This is a genomic window from Microaerobacter geothermalis, assembly GCF_021608135.1.
Lineage (GTDB): Bacteria > Bacillota > Bacilli > DSM-22679 > DSM-22679 > Microaerobacter > Microaerobacter geothermalis.
Map to the genome: position 1 here is coordinate 1 of NZ_JAKIHL010000085.1, position 1,395 is coordinate 1,395.

At 47.3% G+C, this 1,395-nt stretch carries 1 protein-coding gene; it reads right to left on the minus strand.

Translation table 11 applies throughout. From position 1 onward, the window contains the following. Positions 1–48: 48 nt before the first annotated feature. The gene (locus L1765_RS15855; RefSeq protein WP_236408442.1) at positions 49–1,275 is read right to left on the minus strand and encodes an IS256 family transposase; all 1,227 of its coding nucleotides are present in this window, start codon (positions 1,273–1,275) and stop codon (positions 49–51) included. Positions 1,276–1,395 lie beyond the last annotated feature (120 nt).

Consider the following 1,395-nt stretch of genomic DNA (forward strand, 5'->3'; position numbering starts at 1 on the left):
GATCAAGTCCATATTTGTGTGTAAATTCCCCTCGGTTAGAGAAATAAATTAGCCAATGCGAGTCACTTTAGACACCGCTTTCGTTGCCTGAGTTTCTCGCCATTCCAAATACTCTGCCATATCGAGATACTTTTTACCGCTTGCCCATTTTTCGTCTATCTCCATAAGCAAAGCCCCGACCAGGCGAATAACCGATTCACGGTTAGGAAAAATGCGAATGACACGTTCTCGTCGGCGAATTTCTTCGTTGAGTCGCTCCATGCCATTTGTTGTCCGAAGTCGTTTACGGTACTTTTCGGGGAGCAGAAGAACGGCTGTGGCATCATCAAAACCATTCTCCAAAACGGAAATCGCCTTTGTAGCTTTCGCCTCATACGTTTCCGCCGTTTGTTGCAACAACAACCGTGCGGTCTCAAGATCAGGAGCATCTAAAATCGCACGAACACGGGGATACAACTCCTCTTGCAGCTGCTTGGGTGTGGCATCGAGGATATTTCGCATAAAATGAGTCTGACACCGTTGCCATGTCACCCCTTGAAAATGGGTTCGAATGGCTCGTACGAGCCCGCCATGTTGATCGGATACAATGAGTTCTACGCCTCGCAAGCCTCGATCTTTCAGCCAGCTAAAAAACTCACTCCAACTGGCCTCTGATTCACTATCTCCAAGCATCAGTCCAAGGACTTCTCGGTAGCCTTCCGTGTTCACCCCGTAGGCCAACATCACGCCACGAGAGCGTACACGCCCCTCTTCACGCACCTTTAAAACGAGGGCATCTACAATGACAAATGGATAGAAGCTCTCTCGTAAATTTCGGTTGTTCCAAGCCGTTACAATCGGATCCAGGCGTTTACACAGGTCGGAAACAGTAGACTTAGAGAACTCGGTTCCACACAGTTCCTCCGTGATTTGCGAAACTTTTCGAGTTGATACCCCATTCACAACCATCTCCATGAGGGCTAAAACTAAGGCTTGTTCACTTCGCTGATAGCGAGCAAACATTTCTGTCGAGAACTTTCCATTTCGGATTCGAGGCACCCGAAGGGTGATCGTTCCCACCCGCGTTGTCAGTTGATGGGGATATGTACCGTTCCGATAACCTTGGCGTTCATCTGTACGCTCATATGGTTCCGCAGACAGTTGTTCTGTAGCTTGGGCCTGCAACACCTGATTCAATACCGATTCCAACAGTTTGGCCACCCCCGAATCCTTCGAATTTCCGAGAAAAAGTTGCTGCAAAAGCTGCGAATCTACAGTAATCTGGTAATGAGCCATTTTCAAAATCCCCTCTCCTGGAATGTTGTCTGGACAACTTCATTCTAACCGAGGGTTTTTGAAATGGCTCTCTTATTTTTTAAAGAGACTCCGTTTTTACACAATTATATGGACTCAACT